General features: G+C 41.6%; 18 protein-coding genes. 14 read left to right on the top strand and 4 right to left on the bottom strand.

Annotation, left to right across the window (positions count from 1 at the left end; all coding sequences use genetic code 11):
* Positions 1–37 precede the first annotated feature (37 nt).
* The 6 genes from hisB to ABID99_RS06880 all read left to right on the top strand — a co-directional run bounded on the left by hisB (position 38) and on the right by ABID99_RS06880 (position 5,552).
* A complete protein-coding gene (hisB, locus tag ABID99_RS06905) occupies positions 38–1,177 on the top strand; it encodes a bifunctional histidinol-phosphatase/imidazoleglycerol-phosphate dehydratase HisB (protein WP_090526576.1) in 1,140 nt (379 codons plus the stop codon).
* Positions 1,178–1,213: 36 nt separating this feature from the next.
* Entirely contained in the window at positions 1,214–1,882 is a 669-nt protein-coding gene (hisH, locus tag ABID99_RS06900; protein WP_090526574.1) for an imidazole glycerol phosphate synthase subunit HisH, read from the top strand.
* A 5-nt stretch (positions 1,883–1,887) separates the two neighbouring features.
* A complete protein-coding gene (locus ABID99_RS06895; protein ID WP_090526572.1) occupies positions 1,888–2,637 on the top strand; it encodes a HisA/HisF-related TIM barrel protein in 750 nt (249 codons plus the stop codon).
* Between the two features lie 40 nt (positions 2,638–2,677).
* The gene (hisF, locus tag ABID99_RS06890; RefSeq protein ID WP_373613269.1) at positions 2,678–3,817 is read left to right on the top strand and encodes an imidazole glycerol phosphate synthase subunit HisF; all 1,140 of its coding nucleotides are present in this window, start codon (positions 2,678–2,680) and stop codon (positions 3,815–3,817) included.
* Between the two features lie 135 nt (positions 3,818–3,952).
* Complete coding sequence (hisIE, locus tag ABID99_RS06885) at positions 3,953–4,540, top strand: bifunctional phosphoribosyl-AMP cyclohydrolase/phosphoribosyl-ATP diphosphatase HisIE (protein WP_091162321.1); 588 nt, start codon at positions 3,953–3,955, stop codon at positions 4,538–4,540.
* A gap of 100 nt (positions 4,541–4,640) precedes the next feature.
* Entirely contained in the window at positions 4,641–5,552 is a 912-nt protein-coding gene (locus ABID99_RS06880; RefSeq protein ID WP_176627626.1) for a WD40 repeat domain-containing protein, read from the top strand.
* 92 nt (positions 5,553–5,644) lie between these two features.
* Here ABID99_RS06880 and ABID99_RS06875 read toward each other — a convergent pair whose 3' ends face one another.
* Together ABID99_RS06875 and ABID99_RS06870 are read right to left on the bottom strand one after the other, a co-directional pair.
* Positions 5,645–6,409, bottom strand: a complete 765-nt coding sequence (locus ABID99_RS06875) for a C40 family peptidase (RefSeq protein WP_188832721.1) — start codon at positions 6,407–6,409, stop codon at positions 5,645–5,647.
* Positions 6,410–6,674: 265 nt separating this feature from the next.
* Entirely contained in the window at positions 6,675–7,028 is a 354-nt protein-coding gene (locus tag ABID99_RS06870; RefSeq protein WP_090526563.1) for a 4Fe-4S dicluster domain-containing protein, read from the bottom strand.
* Between the two features lie 101 nt (positions 7,029–7,129).
* On the opposite strand from ABID99_RS06870, the gene ABID99_RS06865 reads away from it, so the two are divergent.
* The 5 genes from ABID99_RS06865 to dnaJ all read left to right on the top strand — a co-directional run bounded on the left by ABID99_RS06865 (position 7,130) and on the right by dnaJ (position 11,396).
* Entirely contained in the window at positions 7,130–8,155 is a 1,026-nt protein-coding gene (locus tag ABID99_RS06865; protein ID WP_373613268.1) for an acyl-CoA reductase, read from the top strand.
* 218 nt (positions 8,156–8,373) lie between these two features.
* Positions 8,374–8,577, top strand: a complete 204-nt coding sequence (locus tag ABID99_RS06860) for a fructose-6-phosphate aldolase (protein ID WP_090526558.1) — start codon at positions 8,374–8,376, stop codon at positions 8,575–8,577.
* Positions 8,578–8,581: 4 nt separating this feature from the next.
* Positions 8,582–9,262, top strand: a complete 681-nt coding sequence (locus ABID99_RS06855; RefSeq protein WP_090526556.1) for a cell division ATP-binding protein FtsE — start codon at positions 8,582–8,584, stop codon at positions 9,260–9,262.
* 193 nt (positions 9,263–9,455) lie between these two features.
* Entirely contained in the window at positions 9,456–10,070 is a 615-nt protein-coding gene (locus tag ABID99_RS06850; protein WP_255485376.1) for a nucleotide exchange factor GrpE, read from the top strand.
* A gap of 162 nt (positions 10,071–10,232) precedes the next feature.
* Entirely contained in the window at positions 10,233–11,396 is a 1,164-nt protein-coding gene (gene dnaJ / locus ABID99_RS06845; RefSeq protein WP_090526554.1) for a molecular chaperone DnaJ, read from the top strand.
* Positions 11,397–11,530: 134 nt separating this feature from the next.
* Here the strand turns inward: dnaJ and ABID99_RS06840 are convergent, their stop codons facing one another.
* On the bottom strand, positions 11,531–13,003 hold the full coding sequence (locus ABID99_RS06840; RefSeq protein ID WP_373613267.1) for a Fic family protein: 1,473 nt from the start codon (positions 13,001–13,003) through the stop codon (positions 11,531–11,533).
* Positions 13,004–13,074: 71 nt separating this feature from the next.
* On the bottom strand, positions 13,075–13,905 hold the full coding sequence (pyrF, locus tag ABID99_RS06835) for an orotidine-5'-phosphate decarboxylase (protein WP_373615898.1): 831 nt from the start codon (positions 13,903–13,905) through the stop codon (positions 13,075–13,077).
* 364 nt (positions 13,906–14,269) lie between these two features.
* Here pyrF and rho point away from each other — a divergent pair, with 364 nt between their 5' ends.
* From rho to purS, 3 genes are all read left to right on the top strand, one after another.
* Entirely contained in the window at positions 14,270–15,904 is a 1,635-nt protein-coding gene (gene rho, locus ABID99_RS06830) for a transcription termination factor Rho (RefSeq protein WP_176627629.1), read from the top strand.
* A gap of 90 nt (positions 15,905–15,994) precedes the next feature.
* A complete protein-coding gene (gene pssA, locus ABID99_RS06825; protein WP_090526549.1) occupies positions 15,995–16,717 on the top strand; it encodes a CDP-diacylglycerol--serine O-phosphatidyltransferase in 723 nt (240 codons plus the stop codon).
* Entirely contained in the window at positions 16,698–16,952 is a 255-nt protein-coding gene (gene purS, locus ABID99_RS06820) for a phosphoribosylformylglycinamidine synthase subunit PurS (RefSeq protein WP_373613266.1), read from the top strand. Before pssA ends, purS begins: the two co-directional genes overlap by 20 nt.
* The last annotated feature ends 186 nt before the right edge of the window (positions 16,953–17,138 follow it).

Raw genomic sequence — 17,138 nt, 5'->3', positions numbered from 1 at the left:
CTAACTCAATAATTCGCTAATTCACTAATTATAAAGAATGAGTTTACAGAAAATATTATTTGTCGACCGCGACGGCACCCTGATCAAAGAGCCTGCTGATGAGCAAATTGATTCATTTTCCAAGTTGGAGTTTTATCCGGGCGCGTTAACCTATCTGCCCAAAATAGCCAAAGAACTTGATTTTGAACTGGTAATGGTTACCAACCAGGACGGTTTAGGAACTTCTGTTTATCCTGAAGATACATTTTGGCCTGTCCACAATTTCATCCTGCAAACCTTTGAAGGTGAAGGCGTAAAATTTGCTAACCAGATCATTGACCGTACTTTTGCGCGTGATAATGCCCCCACCCGTAAGCCGGGCACTGCACTGTTAACGCAATACTTAGATGCGGATAAATACGACCTGAAAAATTCGTTTACCATCGGCGATCGTAAAAACGATGTGCTGCTGGCAAAAAACCTGGGTGCAAAAGCTATCTGGCTTAACAACAACAGCAACCTTGGCGGCAACGAGTTTAGCGAAGCAGATCATATTGATGACGTTATCGCCCTTGAAACTACCGACTGGCAAAAGATCTATGAGTTTCTGAAACTTGGTCAGCGGGTATTTGAACATCGCCGTGCCACTAAGGAAACCGATATCTATATCAAAATAAACCTTGATGGTAAGGGCGATGCCAAAATATCAACCGGTTTGCATTTTTTTGACCACATGCTGGATCAGATTGCCCGTCATGGTAGTATTGACCTGGAAATTACAGCCAAAGGAGATCTGCATATCGACGAGCATCATACCATTGAAGATACCGGCATTGCTTTAGGCGAAGTATTTGCCGCTGCTTTGGGCAACAAAATGGGAATTGAACGTTACGGTTTCTGTTTGCCAATGGACGATTGCCTTGCACAAGCTGCTATTGATTTCGGCGGCCGTAACTGGCTTGTTTGGGAAGCCGATTTTAAACGCGAAAAAGTAGGCGATGTGCCTACCGAAATGTTCTACCACTTCTTCAAATCATTCAGCGATGCCTCAAAAAGCAACCTGAATATAAAAGCAGAAGGACAAAACGAACATCACAAAATTGAAGCTATATTTAAAGCCTTTGCCAAGGCAATAAAAGTGGCTGTAAAACGTGATGTAGATAAGATGGTTTTACCAAGCACTAAAGGGCTTTTGTAACTCCCCAGCCTCCTAAAGGGGGAGTAACTAATCAAAATGGAAACACCAGATCAAAACAATACATCGGGAACCGATAAAAGCCTCGCAGAGGCACCCCCTTCAGGGGGCGGGGGGGGTATCGGCATCATCCTATACGGAGCCGGAAACATATTTTCCCTAACTGCCGCTTTAGAGCGCTTAGGTATCCCCTATGGCTTTATAAACAGCGAGGAGGATTTTGACAAGTACGACCGCTATATCATCCCCGGTGTCGGACATGCGGGCGCAGCCATGAATAAGCTTAAAGCTACCGGGCTTGTACCTTCCATCAAAGCGTTAAAAAAGCCCACCCTCGGTATTTGTGTAGGTATGCAATTGCTTACCTCTTACTCTGAAGAGGGCGACTCTAACCTGTTGGATATCATACCGGTTAAAACTTTAAGGTTTAAAGATAGCGCCGATCATAAAGTGCCGCACACGGGCTGGAACAGGGTTTACCCTGAAAAGGACAACCCGCTATTTGAAAATATACCGTCAGGTTCACATTTTTACTTTGTACATTCATACTTTATTGAGTATGATAAAGCATACACTTTATTAGCCTCCGATTACGGAAATCAATTTTCGGCATCAATTTGGCTTGATAATTTTTACGGCGTACAATTTCACCCCGAAAAGTCGGGCGTGTTTGGCGAAACATTGTTAACTAATTTCTCAAAAATATAAAGGATATGTACATTATTCCTGCCATTGACATTTTGAACAAGAAGGTTGTCCGTCTTCGTGAAGGCGACTACAAACAGGTAACCGAATACGATGTTACCCTTGAAGAAATGATTGAACGCTACCAGAGCAACGGCACCAACTTCATCCACATTATCGACCTTAACGGCGCAAAAAATGATTTCAGCAATCAGCAGTACCTGTTTGACGTGATCCGTAAAACTGATATGAAGGTACAGTATGGCGGTGGTATACGCAGCATCGAAAAAGTAAAAGAGCTGATAGATGCAGGCGTTCACCGCGTTATCGTTGGCACGCAGGCACTTACCAACCCTGATTTTTTACCAGATCTGAGCAAAGAGATCTGCGGCAAAGACAAATGCTCCGACCAGGTGGTAGTAGCCATCGACGTACTTGACGAGGTAATCAAATACTCAGGCTGGATGGAAAGCTCCCCCATCAAACTGATGGATTACGTTGATAAATGCCTGGCTTTAGGTTTCTTCCGTTTCCTTTGTACTGACATTAATAAGGACGGTAAATTGGGCGGTGCCGGCATTGAGCTATACGAAAAACTGCTTGACCATTCTCCATTCATTAAACTGATCGCCTCAGGCGGCGTTAGTTCTATGAGCGATATCGAAAAGCTTAACCGCTTAAAAGTTGAGTCGGTAGTAGTTGGCAAAGCCATATATGAGGGCCATATCACCATTGAAAACGTGAAACACTGGAATTTGGACGCGCTGATATCGATATAATCGCCCCCTAACCCCCTAAAGGGGGAACAATAGTTTTATAATGAAAAGAAAAATGTTTTTGGGAGCAGATCGATTAGTCTTTCAAAACGCAGAAGCACTTCGTTATAGAATGACAGTTGCCGAAGAGTTACTTTGGGAACAATTAAAGGGTAAACGGTTGGGTGTAAAATTTCGAAGGCAGCATCCTTTAGGAATTTACATCGCTGATTTCTATTGTCACCAACATAAATTAATCATTGAATTGGATGGAAGTATTCATAATCTTCCTGATGTAATTCAAAATGATATTGTTAGACAAAACAACTTGGTTTCCGATGGACTTAAAGTATTGCGCTTTACCAATGACCAGGTGCTTAATAATTTAGAAAAAGTATTGGAAAATATAAATACGCAAATCAAAAGCTCCCCCTTTAGGGGGCGGGGGGGGTTAGCCAAGCGAATCATCCCCTGTCTTGACGTTAAAGACGGTCGTACGGTAAAAGGTGTAAACTTTGTTGACTTGCGCGATGCCGGCGACCCGGTTGAGCTGGCCTGGAATTACTCGAACCAGGGAGCCGACGAGTTGGTGTTTCTGGATATTACAGCAACCGTTGAACGCCGTAAAACTATGGTTGAACTGGTGAAAGCAGTAGCCAGGCAGATCAATATCCCATTCACCATTGGCGGCGGCATTAATGAAATTGCTGATGCCGATGCACTGCTCAATGCCGGAGCCGATAAAATCTCCATCAATTCGGCCGCGGTGCGTAATCCGAAGCTGATAGATGAACTTGCTAATGCCTTCGGTGTTCAGTTTGTAGTAATAGCGGTTGATACCCGTAGCATTGGTGATAAAAATATAGTACACCTGAATGGCGGCAGGCTGCCAACCGAGCGCCAAACACTGGAGTGGATCCTGGAGGCTGAAAGCCGTGGCGCAGGCGAAATCCTGCTCACTTCTATGGATCATGACGGCACCAAAGGCGGCTTTGATAATGGTTTGCTGAAAACTGTTAATGATGCCGTGCATATCCCGGTGATAGCTTCGGGCGGTGCAGGCAAGGTTGAACACTTTGTTGATGTATTTGAGAAAACCAATGTGGATGCAGCACTGGCGGCTTCAGTGTTTCATTATGGTGAGATTTTGATACCGGATTTAAAGCGGATATTGCAAAGCAATAAAATAGAAGTTAGGATTTGAGATAACGCGGCGGCCTTGCGCGATTCCCTCCCTTGGGAGGGTGTAGGGAGGGGTTTCAGCAACAGATGTCCCCCCCTCCCTGCCATTGCACATTCCCAATACACCCCTCCCCAGGGAGGAAATTAAAAGAAAAGAATGAATATAGATTTTGAAAAAACCGGCGGACTTGTCCCCGTAATTATACAGGACGAGCAAACTTTAGAGGTACTGATGCTGGGTTACATGAACCAGGAAGCTTACGATAAAACCGTTCAGGAAAATATCGTTACTTTTTATTCCCGTACCAAAAACCGTTTATGGACTAAGGGGGAAACCAGCAGCAACTTCCTGCATGTAAAAAGCATCAGCATTGATTGCGATAATGATACGCTGCTGATCAAAGTGAAAGCCGACGGCCCAACCTGTCATACAGGCTCACGCAGCTGCTTCAATACCGAATTTAATCAAAATTTTATCCTGGAGCTGGAAAATATCATTGCCGACAGATATACTAACCCGGTTGAAGGATCATATGTAAATAAACTTCGCAACAAAGGCCTTAACAAAATAGCCCAGAAAGTTGGTGAAGAAGGAGTTGAAACTGTTATCGCCGCCCTTGCCGAAACAGAAACCGACCTGATCAATGAATCATCAGACCTGGTTTTCCATCTATTGGTTCTGCTTCGTGAAAAAGGTTTAACACTGGAAACTATCGCTAAAAATTTAGAATCAAGACATAAGTAAATAGTTGGCAGTTTTGAGTTTGCAGCAGGCAGTTGGAGAGTTTTAACTAATATTGCAAAATACAAAACTATAAACTACCAACCGGCAACTGCAAACTGAAATGATCACCATCCAAAAAACAGCCGAGCTCACAGGCCATGCCAACCCAATATTCACGCTTGAGTTATCGCAAAAGCCGGGCATATTGTTTACGGGCGGAAATGATAAAGGACTGGTTGAATGGGGCTTGAATGATTTCACTTTTATTAAAGTGATGTTCCCGGTCAATGCATCTATTTATGCTATTCATTGTCCGGAGGGATATCCGCTAATGTTTGCGGGTTTGCGCAGCGGCGAAGTTCTGGTGTTTGATTTTATTCAGCAAAAATTGCTCAAACCTTTAAGGCACCACCGCAAGGCTATCTTCGATATCAAATCATCAGTTAAAAAAGATGAGTTATTAATAGCATCGGAAGATGGCACCGTATCTGTATGGAACCTTAAAACGCTTGAAATGGTGCACAGCATAACAGTATCCAGGGACACCGTTCGTTGTATTGCCGTTTCGCCGGATCAAAAACAGGTGGCATTCGGTTGCCGGGATAATCACATCGCCATTTACGACCTGGAAGATTATACTATTATTAAAGCTCTTCACGGCCATACTATGGCTGTTTTTGCGCTTGTCTACAGTCCCGATGGGAGTTACATCGCTTCCGGCTCAAGAGATGCACAGGTAAAGATTTGGGATAGCAGCAGTTATCATGAAATAAAAAATGTTCCTGCCCATTTATTTGCGGTGAACCATATTGCATTCCATCCCACCCTACCCTATTTTGCTACCGCCAGCATGGATAAAAGTATCAAGATTTGGGGATCGGACGATTTTAAACTCTACAAAAATATCAGCAGGGAAAAAGGCTATCCAGGCCATGTGTTATCTGTCAATAAATTAGCATGGGGAACTCCCGACCAACTCCTTTCGGTAAGTGACGATAAAAAGATCATTTCATGGGAGATTAAATTTAGTTGACATCCTTCTTTTTTTCAGGAAACTTATCTTACCAAATTAAACTATCTTCCTTCCGTATGCCTTTACATTATTGGGGTAAATAAGGCATGGAGCTAATTAAAAAAACGCCTTATACCGCACAGGTTATGGGTATATTTTTTTTGCTCCCGTGAGTATATACCATCTTCGTTAATAGTATCAATTTTAACCTTGCCCGATGCATGAATGATGTGCTCATTATTAAGTATAATACCCACGTGAGTTACCCTGCCTTCGGAATTATCAAAAAAAGCCAGATCGCCTAACCGTGCTTCCTTTATCGAATCAACCTTGATACCTTCTTTCACCTGCATGCTTGCATCCCGCTTAATTCTGAGGCCTTTAAGTTTGTAAACCATTTGTGTAAAGCCCGAGCAATCAATACCAAAATGCGTTCGCCCGCCCCACAAGTAAGGAGAGTTCAGAAATGCTTTAGCGGTGGCAGCAATATCTTCAGGCTCACCAATTTTACCAATTATTTCAAAACGTTCATGACCAATGCGGCATGAGGTCCCTTCTAAAAAAGCAAGCGAGCTGCCCGCCGGCAAATAAACAACACTATTGTCGCTCATTTTCCATGCCTGCGTAACCGGCTGGTAAGTGAGCTTTGAGGGATGGTTCCTGATATTTTTATACGCTACATGACCAAGCATAGCAAATTGCAAGCGGCCTATCCACCCGATATACCCATCCGCCTCGGCAATGATCTTAACCCAGTTGTTTTGCCACTCAGTAATTTCAAACACTTCGCCAAATAGCAATTGCGATACCTGCTCACTCCGCTCACTGGGCTCGGCCCTTAGCGGGATTACAGCAAGATTACATATCCCGTACTCCATAGTTCTGTAATGTCAAATAAACAACAATCTGGCACGTATTTTTTAATCTATACGCGGTTAACATTTTAATATGATATTATTTAATAATTGGTATCAGTAACTTTTGGGGTAAAAGCTATACGATAATACAAAATATTTTTGAAATATTTAACCCAACAGAAATCTTCCGGCAATCCTTAATACTTAATTTATCACTCGCCGAATCATCGCTAACTAAAAAGGGACATGCATTGCATATCCCTTTTTATATCCCTAAAATAATGTCCTATTCGTTCATATGCAGCCACTCTTTTTTGGCAAGCAGCTCTTCTTCGCTTTCGCGGATATCTTCGTCATCAACACAACAATCTACAGGGCAAACCGCAGCACACTGGGGTTCATCATGGAAACCTACACATTCGGTACACTTATCGGGTACTATATAATAAATATCGTCAGATAATGCAGCTTGTGTTTCTTCGGCATTCAGGGTATTACCATCGCCAAAATCAATTATCCCTCTAAGGCCAGTCCCATCGCTGAAACGCCAGGCCGCTCCTGCATCATAAATAGCATTATTAGGGCATTCCGGTTCGCAGGCCCCGCAGTTTATGCATTCGTCGGTGATTTTAATCGCCATATTTCTAAATATCTAATAATCTCAATTAACTTTGCCTGCAAATTACAAGCGTACAAATATAACAAAAAAAGGCTTTAAGGGTTTAATCCCTTAACATATATATGTCAAAAATTAATCCAAAAAACTCAATAAATTCATTTTCGGAGTTAGGCAGGCAACTCCTGGCCCCCGATGCGGCATTAAGCGCACTCATTGAAAACGAACAATATCATAATGCCTGGTTTACGCCGGCAAGTGTTTCAGAAGCCGTTACAGCCATAGGCGCCATGCTTAACGTGGAAGATCTAACTACATGGCTTTCGAAATATGTGCTTGAAACAGGCAAACCTGCAAAAAACGTAGGGCTTATACTGGCAGGCAACATCCCGCTGGTAGGGTTTCATGACGTGCTTTGTGTTATTGCTTCCGGCAACAAGGCGCTTATCAAAGCCTCATCACAGGATGCACGACTCATCAAAGCTGTATTGGAAAAACTGGTAGCTATTTATCCTGCTTTTGCCGGCAGCTTTAACTTTGTTGACAGGCTGGAAGATTTTGACGCCATCATAGCCACAGGCAGCAACAACAGCTCACGTTATTTTGATTATTACTTTGGCAAAGTGCCTAACATCATTCGTAAAAACCGTAACAGTATTGCCGTTTTAAGCGGCAAGGAAAGCGCTGCAGACTTATTTAGCCTGGGACATGATATTTTAGATTATTATGGCCTTGGCTGTCGTAACGTATCCAAAATACTGGTACCGGAGGGGTATGACTTTACTTTCTTTTTCGAATCGATAGAAGATCATAAAGCCATCATTAATCATCATAAATACAACAATAATTACGATTATAACAAATCCATTTACCTGGTTAATGGTGATAAACATTTTGATAATGGTTTTTTGATGGTTAAAGAAGATGACAGGCTGACATCTCCGCTGTCAGTATTGTTTTTTAACTATTATCATGACATGGCAGAGGCCGAAAATATCGTTGATCAGAATGCCGAAAATATCCAGTGTATAGTGAGCAAACTACCGCTGCAGGTTACAAGCCAGGTGGTAGGTTTTGGACAAAGCCAGCAACCCAAACTATGGGATTATGCCGACGGCGTGGATACGATGGAATTTTTGTCAAGTCTTTAAATAAAATAAATACCTTTGGGAAGTAAGGTGAAAGGACCAAGGTAAAAGGCGAAAGGTTACTACCCTATTGTACTTGAACGACACCTTTTGCCTTTCAGCTTTAACCTTAAAAAAATGTATATTATAAAAAAAGTAAGGTAAAAGGCGAAAGGTTACTACCTTTTTCACCCCAAAAGGCACCTTTTGCCTTTTGCCTTTCAGCTTTAACCTTAAAAAAAATGTATATCATAAAAGTTAAAGGGGTTGCCAAAATACCCGATTATGTACAACTACGTGATGATAAGTTTACGCTGTTGGCTTATTTCAGGGTTGACAGACCGGATAAATCGCTTGATAAGGTTGGATTAGGCGACAAGGCCGACGAGATCATGAATATTATCAAAGACCTGCCGTTTGGACAGATCTTAAAATTAGAGTTATAAAACAATGATTGGAAATTCTATAATAAAACTAAACAACGTTGATATTTTTCAACAAGCTCACCTGGTACTTTCAAACGTGAATTTACATGTTGATAAAGGTGACTTTGTGTGGCTGATAGGTCAGACAGGATCAGGGAAAAGCAGCCTGCTGAAAGTAATTTATGGCGACTTGGGGATTAAAGCGGGTACCGGTCATGCCTGTGGCTATGAATTAAGCAAGCTGCCCAGCCGCGACATTCCCTACCTGCGCCGTAAACTGGGTATAGTTTTCCAGGATTTTCAGTTGCTTACCGATCGTACCATTGAGCAAAATCTCAACTTTGTAATGCGCGCCACCGGTTGGAACGATAAAAAACTGATTGCAGATAAAGCTCTTGATGTACTTGAAAAGGTTGGCCTGCGGTCAAAATTAAAGAAAATGCCTCACGAACTTTCAGGCGGCGAGCAGCAGCGTGTAGTTATAGCACGCGCCTTGCTTAATGACCCGGAAATAATCCTGGCCGATGAACCTACAGGCAACCTCGACCCTGAAACATCTGAAGAAATTGTACTCCTGCTCAAACAAATCAGTCAATCGGGCACTGCTGTACTGGTAGCCACGCACGATTATCACATTATCCGCGCTTTTCCATCGCGTATTATCAAATGCGAGAACGGTAAGGTTTTGGAAGATGTGGAAATATAAACTAAACCATGATTTTTAGGATTTAAGGATGTCCTGATGTATAAAACTCAAGGCATCCTTAAATCAGGCGAATCATGGTTCTGGTTTGCCCATTTGGCGCTTCCCCTGTCACCCTTTCTTAAAATTACTACATGCCACTGACAGCTTGACTGCTTTACAGTTGTGGCAAGATACTTGATTGGCACTACTCGCTATGAAATTTAACGATATGTTGAAGAAAAAGAAGAAAGAAAATACGGATAATACTGAAAATATAAACGAAGTGAACAACGAGCAATTACATGATGAAGGGCAGGAACAAGCCCCGGTAGCAGAAGCTACAGCCACGGAAACCCAACAGGGAACTGCCGCTGCCCCAACTGCCGAAGAAAAGTTGAAAGACGAGCTGGCACAGGCTAATGACAAGTACTTGCGTTTATATGCCGAATTTGATAACTTTAGAAGGCGTACCATTAAAGAACGCGAGGAAGCCCGCAAAACTGAAGGTAAAGATGTAATTGTGGCTTTACTACCTGTACTTGACGACTTTGAACGCGCGCAGCGTGCCATGGATAAGGCTACCGAAGTTGCCCCGGTTAAAGAGGGCGTTACTTTGATCCAACACAAGCTAAAAAATATACTTGGCCAAAAAGGCCTGAAAGAAATGACATCAATAGGCAATGCCTTTGATGCCGACCTGCATGAAGCTATTACCAATATTCCGGCACCTACTGATGACCTTAAAGGCAAGGTAATGGACGAAATGGAAAAAGGCTACACACTTAACGACAAAGTGATCCGCTTTGCTAAAGTGGTTGTAGGAGCATAAAAATTAATTATTGAATGATTGATTTAGTGAATTAGTGGTTTAATCACTTTTCGCTTAATCAATCATTCTGCATTACAAATAAAATCATGAGTTTGGATTATTGGTTGGGACGCCGCATATAATTCGCTAACTCACTAACTCATTAATTCGACATTAAATAACATGGCTAAAAGAGATTATTACGATGTGCTTGGGGTTGCGAAAGGCGCAAGTGCTGATGACATAAAAAAAGCATATCGTAAAATGGCTATTAAATATCACCCTGATAAAAATCAGGGCGATAAGGAAGCGGAAGAAAAGTTTAAGGAAGCTGCCGAAGCTTACGAAGTACTAAGCACTCCCGAAAAACGTCAGCGTTATGATCAGTTTGGTCACGCAGCCAACGCTTCATCGCCAAATGGTGGTGGTTATGGTGGTGGTGGTATGAATATGGACGACATATTTAGCCAGTTTGGCGATATTTTTGGTGGTGGTAGTCCGTTTGAAGGTTTCTTTGGCGGCGGCCGTCAAAGCGGTGGCGGCGGCAGGCGTGTAGCCCGCGGCAGCAACCTGCGTATCAAAGTACGCTTAACCCTCGAGGAAATTGCCAACGGCGCCGAAAAGAAGATCAAAGTAAATAAACAGATCATCTGTAAAACCTGCGATGGCAGCGGGGCTAAAGACAAATCATCGTTCCAAACCTGCAAAACCTGCGGTGGTTCAGGAGCGGTACGCAGAGTAACCAATACCATTTTGGGTCAGATGCAAACTACCAGCACCTGCCCTACCTGTAACGGCGAAGGATCAACCATACTGTCAAAATGTAACGTTTGTCATGGTGACGGCGTGGTTCGCGGTGAAGAATTGATCACCATCCAGGTGCCTGCAGGTGTTAGCGAAGGTATGCAGTTGAGCATGAGCGGTAAAGGTAATGCAGCCCCACGCGGCGGTGTTCCCGGCGACTTGATCATCCTGATTGAAGAGGTACCTCACGAAACATTAAAACGTGATGGCAACAACGTGATCTATGATCTGCATGTAAACTTTGTTGATGCAACTTTAGGTACATCTATTGAAGTACCAACCATTGACGGTAAGGCTAAAATAAAAATTGACCCCGGAACACAAGGGGGCAAAATACTACGCCTGAAAGGTAAGGGTTTACCGGAAGTGAACTCATATCATCGCGGCGATCAACTGGTGCATATCAACATTTGGACACCTAAAGCGTTAAGCCGCGAGGAGCGTGAGATCCTGGAAAAACTGCAGGGCTCTCCTAACTTTAAACCCAATCCGGGCAAAAACGAGAAAAGTTTCTTTGAACGGATGAAGGAATATTTTGAATAATTTTTCTTTAGGTGAAAGGATAAAGGCGAAAGCTGAAAGGTATATGCAAAGCCCGGAGTTATTATCACTTCGGGCTTTTTAGTTTTCTACGAGATGACATAAGCAAAGAATTTTCGAATTTGCAGAGGAAATATCTATATATCTAAATTCAATTCAATGAGTGACTTAATTAAATAAAATATATTTCTCGTTATATGGTTATAATCAGCAGCAGTAAGTTTTTGATTATATTTTTTTGAAACAAGAGTCTCTGTTAAATCTGAAACCGTGTACCCATTATCATCAAATACTACGGTTGTATCAAATGAGATATCAAAGGTAGCGTCTTCTTTTTTTAATTTATAAAAGTTTAAATGAAGAATTAGTTGAGTATAATCTTCGGTTGAATTATTAATTCCAATAATAATATCCTCTAAAAACTCTTGTGCAATCGACATTGTTTGCAGATTAGAAAAACTTTTGTCCACCTTGTAGCCCTCTTTTCTATCTGGCAAATTTTCCCAAGTCTTTAATGACATAACTCTTTTTTTATGATCTCTTATTAAGACTATGTTATCAGTATCAACAAAATACATATCCAAAACTTTTTCCGTTTTGGTGAAATATGGCACAAATTCATCTATAATGATCAATATTTTTTTAAATAAGGGGATAATGCTACTTATGATAATCTGTTTTACTCGATGAGAATTTCTCTTTTCATTTATCTTCGTAACTTCATCTAATTCGATCTTAAATAAAGCTATTTCCTTGAGCACATCCTCATCTTCATCAATATCTTCTCCTTTAGCACCTTTTAAGTATAGACTCAAAGACCACAATAAACGTTCAATAATATATTCGATAAATGGCCAGTTCTCTCCTACATCAGCCCTGCTTAACAACGAGTAGTAATTCCTTCTATCGTCCATTTTCACAACCACCGGCGGATATCCTTTTTTAAGCAATACCAGATTCATCAATATTCGGGAGAGTCTTCCATTACCATCGTCAAAAGGGTGTATTGCTACAAATTTGTGATGAAACAGTGCGGCAACAACAACAGGGTGTATTTCAGCGTTACTATCAGCTTCATAATACCACTCCATGAGCTCGCGCATTTTGGCTGGAGTTTCTTCAGGTGTAGCGTAGTAGTGTGTTTCGCCTGTTGCAGTTTGAACGTGGTTTGCAGTTGTTTTGTATACCCCTGGAACAATCCGCTTAGTTGTTGGCATTCCTTCGGCTGTTTGAGCCTTTACATCGTAAGGTTCAACTAAAATCATTTCGTGTAGTCCCCTGATGTCTGCCTCAGATAAAGGCCGGTCATCTTTAACCATATCAAGCAGGAAATTTATAGCCTCATTGTGCCCGCGGATATCTAAATGATCTTTTAATGGTTTTCCCTTAGCAGTAATACCTTCCATCAAAAAAGCTACGGTTTCGCCATAACTTAGCTTGTTACCTTCAATTGCATTCGAGTTATAGTTCCAATCGAGACGTAACTTCTGCATCACCCGCCCTTCAACATCTGGCGGCAGGGGGCGCATTTCATCTATTTGCTTTTTCAGGCTATCTATTTCCTGTAATACGGAGGCTTTACTAAATTCTATTTCGAGCTTCAGGTTCATCTTTTAAAGATACAAAATCCCCTTTTTATTAACTGCTATTTCAGTCACAAGCATAGACGCTTGAACTTGCTTTATATAACTCCTGCCTTTTCCAGCTCCACCTGCATCTGCTGTTGTAAACTTAGTGCTTCCGCACGGGCGGCATCGGCAAAATCTTCGCCATTGCTTGCATATAATATAGAACGCGACGAGTTTACGATAAGGCCGCAATCTTTAGTGATGCCGTATTTGCAAACTTCTTCAAGGCTTCCTCCCTGTGCTCCAACTCCGGGTACTAATAAAAAATTATCGGGCGCATATGCGCGGATGTTAGTAAACTCGGTGCTTTTGGTTGCGCCCACTACATACATGATCCTGTCGGCTCCGGCCCAGGTATTGGCCTTTTTTATCACATTTTCATATAAATAGCCGTCTCCGGTTTGCAGGTATTGAAAATCCTTACTGCCAACGGATGATGTCAGGGCTAAAATAATAACCCATTTACCTTCGTAAGCGAGATATGGCGTAACACTGTCATTACCCATATAGGGCGTAATGGTAATAGCATCAAAGCTCATCCCGCCCGATTGCTCATCAAAAAATGCTTTGGCATATTTATCGGATGTATTGCCGATATCGCCCCGTTTAGCGTCGATGATACTTAAACAATCTTTGGGCAGGTATTTATAGGTATCAATTAAGCTTTGTAATCCTTTTATACCATAGGCTTCGTAAAAAGCAGCATTAGGCTTATAAGCTATACAGATATCCTGCGTAGCATCAATGATGCGTTTGTTAAATTCAAGTATAGGATCGGGATATGATCTTAAAAACTCAGGGATCTTGTTGATATCGGGATCAAGCCCAACACATAAAAACGATTTCTTTTTTTTGATTTGTTCAATTAACTCCTGGCGGGACATCATCAGCGGCTGAATAATATTTTAATTGTCAAAAAAACTAAAAATTTGGCTTATGTGTTCTGATATAAGTGATATTTATTTAATTAATTTGAAATTAAAGAATAATTGTTTACACTTGCATCGTTTTCCATTGAATTTTTCTTGCACTAAAGAAACAATTTAAATCACCACGCTTTTTATTATCACTTTATATAATACTTGCATGGGTTTGGATGTTTACTAAAACAAGGTTTCAAGATCAATTTCTTTCAATTATAGCCTCATATGTTTTTACATGTGGTCAAGCTTTAACACTTGCATAGAAATTTTTGCCGTTTGAAAACAAATTACAATTAAAAAATCCCATTGAACTATAATTCATATCATGTCTGATAAAATTGAATTGAACGACAAACTCGTTTCTGAGTTGCGCGAAATTGCCAGAAATTTAGGTATTGCTGAGGCCGACGAACTACGTAAAGCTCAGCTTGTTGCCCGTATTATTGAACAACAACAGCTTATTGAAGCCGCCAGGGCTCAACAAAATCTGATTGAATCAAACTATACCCCTACACCCGCGCCAGGCGAAGCGCCTGCTGAAACAATTGAAAAGCCCCGAAAAAGGACCCGTGTTATAAAAACCAAAGATTCATCAAAACCACGTATAGAGGTTCCTTTAGATGATACCAATCTTTTTGATGCACAGGATGATGAGCCATCACAGGATGATCCGGAAACGGAAATTCCTGCTGTAACTGCAGAAACAGAAGCGCCGCAAGCCGGTGAAACAGTTGCCCGTACGGAAGAAGTTGTTCCGGAAGCCCGCCCGCAAAAGTTTGAGCGCAGGGTTAACAGCAACAACCAAAATCAGCAAAAAGCACAGGAACCGCCAATCAATCTCGACTTTGATAATGTAATTGTAAATGAAGGTGTTTTGGAAATTATGCCTGATGGTTATGGCTTCCTTCGTTCATCTGATTACAACTACCTTACTTCTCCCGATGATATTTACGTATCACAATCACAGATAAAACTATTCGGCCTTAAAACAGGTGACACGGTTAGGGGCAGCATCCGCCCGCCGAAAGAAGGTGAAAAATACTTCCCGCTGGTACGTGTTGAGGCCATCAACGGCCGCATCCCTGCCGAGGTACGTGACCGTGTTCCTTTTGATCACTTAACACCTTTGTTCCCTTCCGAAAAACTGAGCCTCTTCACCGATCCGAACAACTATTCAACCCGCATCATGGACCTGTTTTCGCCTATTGGTAAAGGTCAGCGTGGTTTAATCGTGGCACAGCCAAAAACAGGTAAAACCATGTTATTAAAGGATGTGGCCAATGCTATTGCGAAAAACCATCCCGAAGTATACCTTATTATATTGCTGATAGACGAACGTCCGGAAGAGGTTACCGACATGGCCCGCAGCGTACGCGCCGAAGTTGTTTCATCCACTTTTGATGAGCCTGCTGAGCGCCACGTAAAAATTGCTAACATTGTGCTTGAAAAATCAAAACGTATGGTAGAGTGTGGTCATGACGTAGTGATCCTTCTTGACTCTATCACCCGTTTGGCACGCGCTTATAATACTGTTGCCCCCGCATCAGGTAAGATATTATCAGGCGGTGTTGATGCTAACGCATTGCACAAACCTAAACGATTTTTTGGTGCCGCCCGCAACATTGAGGATGGCGGTTCATTAACTATCATTGCTACAGCACTTACCGAAACCGGCTCAAAAATGGACGAGGTTATTTTTGAAGAATTTAAAGGTACCGGTAACATGGAGTTACAACTGGATCGTAAATTATCGAATAAACGTATTTTCCCGGCTATCGATATTACTGCTTCAAGTACCCGCCGCGACGACTTACTGCTTGACCGTGACACGCTTCAGCGTATCTGGATTCTCCGCAACCACCTTGCTGATATGAATTCGCAGGAATCAATGGAGTTTTTACAAGCTCAAATTAGAGGCACAAAAACTAACGAAGAATTTCTGATTTCGATGAATTCGTAATATTTTAGCGATAATGAAGTTATAAGTAAGTAGAATATTATTTGTAACTTCATTATTACTTAATAAATTCCTGATAACTTCGATGGCGAAATGAAGAGACGCGTCAAAAAACACCTTCCAAATGCTATTACCTGCGCCAACCTTTTTAGCGGTTGTATAGGTATAGTTTTCGCTTTCCAGGGTAACCTCATAGTGGCTGCTTATGCCATTTTTCTTTCCTCAATATTTGATTTTTTTGATGGCCTTGCATCAAGGGTTTTAAACTCTTATTCATTTATAGGCAAAGACCTCGATTCGCTGGCCGATATGGTAAGCTTTGGCGTATTGCCGTCAGTGATCATGTACGAACTATTTTTACAGGCTCCGCAATTAAACGGCATAAGTCACCTGTTAAACTTCGTTGCATTCCTTTTACCGGTATTTTCGGCATTGAGGCTTGCAAAATTCAATAACGACACGCGGCAATCAGATAGCTTTATCGGGTTACCGACACCAGCAAACGCCATCCTTATAGCATCGCTGCCTTTAATAGTACAACAGTACGATGCTTTGGCGCATTACATTTTAAATCCTTACTTTCTAACAGTTCTGGTTTTAATAATGTGTACGCTACTCGTATCCGAAATACCGCTCATGTCGCTTAAATTCAAGAACCGCGACTTTAACAAAAACATTTTCCGTTATTTACTGCTCTTGTTTTCGGCAATACTCATACTATTTTTTAAATTTGTGGCCGTTCCGGTGGTTATATTTATTTATATCACCTTATCTCTAATTCAAACAAAACTCACAAATGACAAAGTTCCAGGCTGAAATCGACGTAATGCCCAAAAAAGAAATACTTGATCCACAAGGAAAAGCAGTAACCGGTAGCATGAAAAACCTTGGCTTAGCCGAAATTCATAACGTGCGCATTGGCAAACACATTACGCTTGAAATAGAAGCCGAAAATGCCGAAGCTGCCAGCGCCAAAGTTGACCAGGCCTGCAAAAACCTACTGGCCAACCTGATTATGGAAAGCTATACTTTTAAAGTATCAGAAGTTTAGGTTAAAGGCGAAAGGCTTTTTTAGGATAAAGGCGAAAGGTAAAAGGCCAAAGGTTTCTTATCTGCATAAACAACTAAAACTTTATAAAATACGAAAGGCAAAAGGGAAACCTCTTGCCTTTGCTTTTTATATCTAACCGGCGAAATTTTCACCTTTCACCTTTCACCTTTCACCTTTCACCTTTCA

This window comes from Mucilaginibacter sp. OAE612 (assembly GCF_041806395.1).
Lineage (GTDB): Bacteria > Bacteroidota > Bacteroidia > Sphingobacteriales > Sphingobacteriaceae > Mucilaginibacter > Mucilaginibacter rubeus.
Note: the sequence above shows the minus strand (reverse complement) of the source record. Positions and strands in the feature narration are given on the sequence as shown.

What these genes read in the sequence shown, in the direction of transcription:
- ABID99_RS06855 (WP_090526556.1), top strand. Translation starts at nt 8,582, where the DNA reads ATGATTGGAAATTCTATAATAAAACTAAACAACGTTGATATTTTTCAA.
- ABID99_RS06850 (WP_255485376.1), top strand. Translation starts at nt 9,456, where the DNA reads ATGAAATTTAACGATATGTTGAAGAAAAAGAAGAAAGAAAATACGGAT.
- hisB (WP_090526576.1), top strand. Translation starts at nt 38, where the DNA reads ATGAGTTTACAGAAAATATTATTTGTCGACCGCGACGGCACCCTGATC.
- rho (WP_176627629.1), top strand. Translation starts at nt 14,270, where the DNA reads ATGTCTGATAAAATTGAATTGAACGACAAACTCGTTTCTGAGTTGCGC.
- ABID99_RS06865 (WP_373613268.1), top strand. Translation starts at nt 7,130, where the DNA reads ATGTCAAAAATTAATCCAAAAAACTCAATAAATTCATTTTCGGAGTTA.
- hisH (WP_090526574.1), top strand. Translation starts at nt 1,214, where the DNA reads ATGGAAACACCAGATCAAAACAATACATCGGGAACCGATAAAAGCCTC.
- ABID99_RS06870 (WP_090526563.1), bottom strand. Translation starts at nt 7,028, where the DNA reads ATGGCGATTAAAATCACCGACGAATGCATAAACTGCGGGGCCTGCGAA.
- purS (WP_373613266.1), top strand. Translation starts at nt 16,698, where the DNA reads ATGACAAAGTTCCAGGCTGAAATCGACGTAATGCCCAAAAAAGAAATA.
- pssA (WP_090526549.1), top strand. Translation starts at nt 15,995, where the DNA reads ATGAAGAGACGCGTCAAAAAACACCTTCCAAATGCTATTACCTGCGCC.
- ABID99_RS06875 (WP_188832721.1), bottom strand. Translation starts at nt 6,409, where the DNA reads ATGGAGTACGGGATATGTAATCTTGCTGTAATCCCGCTAAGGGCCGAG.
- ABID99_RS06860 (WP_090526558.1), top strand. Translation starts at nt 8,374, where the DNA reads ATGTATATCATAAAAGTTAAAGGGGTTGCCAAAATACCCGATTATGTA.
- hisF (WP_373613269.1), top strand. Translation starts at nt 2,678, where the DNA reads ATGAAAAGAAAAATGTTTTTGGGAGCAGATCGATTAGTCTTTCAAAAC.
- pyrF (WP_373615898.1), bottom strand. Translation starts at nt 13,905, where the DNA reads ATGTCCCGCCAGGAGTTAATTGAACAAATCAAAAAAAAGAAATCGTTT.
- hisIE (WP_091162321.1), top strand. Translation starts at nt 3,953, where the DNA reads ATGAATATAGATTTTGAAAAAACCGGCGGACTTGTCCCCGTAATTATA.
- ABID99_RS06840 (WP_373613267.1), bottom strand. Translation starts at nt 13,003, where the DNA reads ATGAACCTGAAGCTCGAAATAGAATTTAGTAAAGCCTCCGTATTACAG.
- dnaJ (WP_090526554.1), top strand. Translation starts at nt 10,233, where the DNA reads ATGGCTAAAAGAGATTATTACGATGTGCTTGGGGTTGCGAAAGGCGCA.
- ABID99_RS06895 (WP_090526572.1), top strand. Translation starts at nt 1,888, where the DNA reads ATGTACATTATTCCTGCCATTGACATTTTGAACAAGAAGGTTGTCCGT.
- ABID99_RS06880 (WP_176627626.1), top strand. Translation starts at nt 4,641, where the DNA reads ATGATCACCATCCAAAAAACAGCCGAGCTCACAGGCCATGCCAACCCA.